The sequence below is a fragment of the Bradyrhizobium sp. sGM-13 genome (assembly GCF_018398875.1).
Classification (GTDB): Bacteria; Pseudomonadota; Alphaproteobacteria; order Rhizobiales; family Xanthobacteraceae; genus Bradyrhizobium.
Map to the genome: position 1 here is coordinate 1 of NZ_JAGWDK010000105.1, position 4,018 is coordinate 4,018.

3 protein-coding genes and 1 pseudogene are annotated in these 4,018 nt (G+C 60.2%); 2 read left to right on the plus strand and 2 right to left on the minus strand.

Going from position 1 to position 4,018, the window contains the following annotated elements; all coding sequences use genetic code 11:
- Together KJQ96_RS38065 and KJQ96_RS41135 are read left to right on the plus strand one after the other, a co-directional pair.
- On the plus strand, nt 1-365 hold a 365-nt coding region (locus tag KJQ96_RS38065), incomplete at its 5' end, for a DUF6894 family protein (RefSeq protein WP_213291114.1).
- Nucleotides 338-541: pseudogene (locus KJQ96_RS41135) on the plus strand (transglutaminase family protein); the annotation flags it as partial. The gene KJQ96_RS38065 and the pseudogene KJQ96_RS41135, both read left to right, overlap by 28 nt.
- Nucleotides 542-1,332: 791 nt before the next feature.
- Here KJQ96_RS41135 and KJQ96_RS38075 read toward each other — a convergent pair.
- Together KJQ96_RS38075 and KJQ96_RS38080 are read right to left on the minus strand one after the other, a co-directional pair.
- Complete coding sequence (locus KJQ96_RS38075) at nt 1,333-2,730, minus strand: sensor histidine kinase (protein WP_213291115.1); 1,398 nt, start codon at nt 2,728-2,730, stop codon at nt 1,333-1,335.
- 5 nt (nt 2,731-2,735) lie between these two features.
- The gene (locus tag KJQ96_RS38080; RefSeq protein ID WP_213291116.1) at nt 2,736-3,206 is read right to left on the minus strand and encodes a hypothetical protein; all 471 of its coding nucleotides are present in this window, start codon (nt 3,204-3,206) and stop codon (nt 2,736-2,738) included.
- Nucleotides 3,207-4,018 lie beyond the last annotated feature (812 nt).

Consider the following 4,018-nt stretch of genomic DNA (forward strand, 5'->3'; position numbering starts at 1 on the left):
GACGCTACTATTTCGATGTACGAAAGGATGACTCTTTCGCTCCAGATAAAGAAGGCCTTGAACTTTGCACCATCGAAGCTGCGCAGGAAGAAGCAGCTCGTTCATCGGCGGACATGCACGGGACAGCTCCGCAAGCGTCACGCCGGCGGCGGGGCACCGAACGGGGATCGAAGTCCGTGACGAAAATGGGCCGGTGCTACGGGCGAAGTTTACTTTCAAGATTGACCGGCATCACCATTGCGCCGGCCGACTTCCTGCCGGAGCTGTCGACTCATTCTAAAGATGCTAATTGGGGCCGCCAGCTAAGGTTCAATGCCAACGGCCCCTATGCCGACGACTTGCCGTCGCGTTCTGCCGCTGCATGAACATTCCCGCCCGCTATTGTACGGGGTATCTTAGCGACATTGTTACGCCGAAACCCTGGGCCGCATGGGATTTCGCTGGCTGGATCGAAGCCTATATCGGCGGGCACTGGCGTACCTTCGATCCGCGCGACAACGTGCCGAGGATTGGTCGGGTGCTGATCGCGCAGGGCCGCGACGGCGACGTCGCCAAGTTCAAGGCGGCGAGCTCATATTCAAAGGACAACGTAATCGGCGAATACGTCAAGACCATTGCCTCCACGAGTATGGACTATTCATTCGCCAGGGCCTGTGCAGCCGGCGTAGAAGCTGAACTCTCAAAGACGGCCACAAAGAGCTGAGCGGTCGGTTCGCTAAGATAGGGATCCACCGAAATGAGCGGCCTGAAGTCCGGTCGGCCTTATTATCTTGTATACAGCTCCTTGGTAGTCATCCTGTTCGGAAGCTTTGCGCTGCTTATTGGCTTTCAAGACGACAACTCCGCAACGATGACCCCGAATCTGACCTTCAATCGCTGACGTCTCGCACACCTTTCTTTGAGGCACCAGCAGCCGACTATGGGGGAGGAAGTCGGCTATGGGTTGATTTGTTGCAAAAGTCGACTGCTGTCGATGGGCGGTTAGCCATTTCATTAAGAGCGGCCGGCTTTGATCCGCCGGACGCTCCTTACGCAACTACAACCTACGCGATGCACAGAGCCTGAGTGGGCGGTGGCCGGGCGACGAGCTATGCAAGCCGTCGCGGGTTTTGAGCGATGTCGGCCAGAACAAGCTCATCCTGGGCGCCTCGCGGGGCGGGCAGTCCAGGCCACCGAGCCTCAGGATACGCTCCAAATGCGTGAACCGCACCTCGACCTCCTTGCGCTCCCGTCGCGACTGCTCGAAGCCTCGGTGCCAGCGCGCCACCGGGCAACGTCTCAGGCATGTTCGCGCCGGAAGCAAGCGTCGGCACGGTGCCCTGCAGGGCGATGTCACGCGATGCCATCGTCGCGTTGCGGTAACATGCACGCGATGTGGCAGCGCACTCCTGCCCTGTTGAAATCGAGGATCGCCGTGCCGCCAAACTGCCGCGCCAATCCTCTTTCAATGAGGTCCGAGCCGAACCCTCGTCGCGTCGGCTCGACCACGGGGGGCCCGCTCGTTTCCGCCCAGTCAATCGTCAGGGAGTCGGGTGCGGGGTTCCGCCACTCTATGCTGATGCACCCGTGAGGGGTGGAGAGCGCGCCGTATTTCGCGGCGTTGGTGGTGAGCTCATGCAGCACCATGGCGAGCGTCACCGCTACCTCAGACCCGAGCCGGATCTCGGGGCCCCTCAGGCGGAAGTGTTCTGCCGCAGCGGCCTCGTAGGGCGCGACGGTCTCGAGGAGCAGGTCACGCAACAGTACGCCAGTCCCGATCTCCCGCGTCATCAATTCATGGGCGCGATTGAGCGCCATGAGCCGTCCTTCGAAGGCTTGCGTAAAGCTATCGAGATCGGTTGCTCTGCGCCGGGTCTGCATCGCGACGGATTGGACGGTCGCCAGCATGTTCTTCACGCGGTGGTTCAATTCGTCGAGCAGTAGATTCTGGCGGGCCTGCGCGCGCTTGAGTTCGGTGATGTCCTGCACAACGCGAATGCCGTAAAGCGGCTGGCTACGATCATCCCGCACGATCGAGGCGGAGACGGCCACCCAGATTGCTGTTCCATCTCGTCGAAGGAAACGTTTCTCGATCTGGTACGTGTCGGTCTGGCCGGAGACGAGGGCGGCGAACTTATCCATGTCCGAGCCTGCATCCTCGGGATGGGTAATCGAGCCAAAGCTGAGGTTCGGCAACTCGTCGGCCGAGTACCCTGTGATTTCGCAGAACCGGGCGTTCGCCCTAAGGAACCGGCCCTGGAGATCGACCTCGGCAATCCCCGCGAAGGCGCGCTCATGAGTAGCACGCAGGCGCTGCTCGCTTTCGCGCAGCGCGGTTTCCGCCTTCTTTAGGTCGGTGACATCGAGGGTGAAGCAGCGGGTGTTGATGAACTGGCCGTCGTGGAAATGCACGTTGGAGCTGATCAGCACGTGCTTGATCGAGCCGTCCTTCGCCTTGAGCCGCGCTTCGTACTTGTCGAGCTTTTCGCCCCGGGTCAGGCGGGCGAGAATGTCGTCGATCGCGGACTTGTCGGCATGAAATTCCGCGATATGGTGGCCGACATATTCCTCGCGGGTGTAGCCGAGCAGATCGAGTTCCGCCTGATTGACGCGCAGGATAGAACCGTCGGAGGCGACCCAGTGTAGTCCGACTGCGCCGTTCTCAAAGAAATCCTCGAGGTCACGCTGGCTGCGCTCGAGTGCGTCCTTGAGGCGTGCTGGCTTTTTCGCTGGGTTGGTTCTTACCTCCATGACCCTCAATGCCGTTCGTGTTGGGCCCCAGTGAACTGGCGTTCCTCGATTGACCCGATCTGCTCTCCAAATTCCTCCGCCGCGCCGCGGAGCAGGTCCCCGACCAAGTCCGCGTCGCACTCGCCAACCGTGCCAAGCGCTCTTCCAGGCTCGCCGGGCTTGTATAGCCACACTGACTGCCCGCCGATGACGTTGATGGAGTACCGGAGGCCTTGCGCCCGCCGCCCGTCGTCGAGCTCGGCAAGCCAGAAGTCGGCGTGCGCGTGATGGTTCGATTGCGGGTCAAGGTTGAGGTCTAGCCGAAAGACAACGTGCTCCGGCTCGAGCTCTGCATTGCCGAGTTCGATCGCGGGAACAAGAACCCAAGCGACCCATGCTGCGCCGTTCTGAAATCCCGAAGCGGGTCCAACCCCGGGGTGTGCGGGGCCACCGAAATGGCTCCGTCCACGGGTGAAAGCATCACGCACTGCGGGCACAATTGAACTCCATTTGGTCAGCGGCCCTTCGTCCTGCTGACGTGGTCGGACCCGAAGGCCAACGGGCAGAATACAAAGACGTTCCTGCGCTGTCCCTTTCGGCCCCTCCACCGCACCCGATGACCGCAGCTATCAGCCACTCATCTCCACAGACAATGTTCGTCAGGGACACCCGAAATCGCGGCTGACCTAACCAGGGGCCGTCACCGGACGCGTACCCTGATGCCGGGGCCGGTATGTCCGCTCCGAGGGACAGAGCGAGCCGGGACGTTGCACCGCAGAACGCCGTGCTGCCCCGTAATCATGCTTAAACGCCGCTGTAGACGATAGGAATGTAGCTCGAGACCGGCATTTGCCGTCCCCGAGGCAGTCCGCTTGGCAATGGCATTGCAGTCTCCCGCGTTCCATGTCCGGCGGTGGCTTAGATTTACAATGCATTCACTCGGCATTGACCGACAAAATAGCATCGAGATAGTCGCAATGAACGGATATTGGTGATTTGCTTCCGTCGAGCAGGACGCGGGCACAATTTACGTAGACGCTGCTCCGCCCGACGATAGTGCCTGTCTTGTCAGCAAGTCGCGGACAGCGTGATGCGCCAAGTGCGCTTAATTGAACACGATCGCCCAATTGGACTTCATGATGCCAGTCCAGATTTACATGGGATTGAGCGTAGAGCTCGATCCGTAAGGCTGCGTTCCAGAATCGCTCCGTCGGTTCAGTCCATACAAAGCCAACCCGACTAGTCTAAATTATCAGTTAAAGGCGGCCTTTCCCTGAGGTGATTTGCTTCGGTGGTCTGTTTCGAAAAG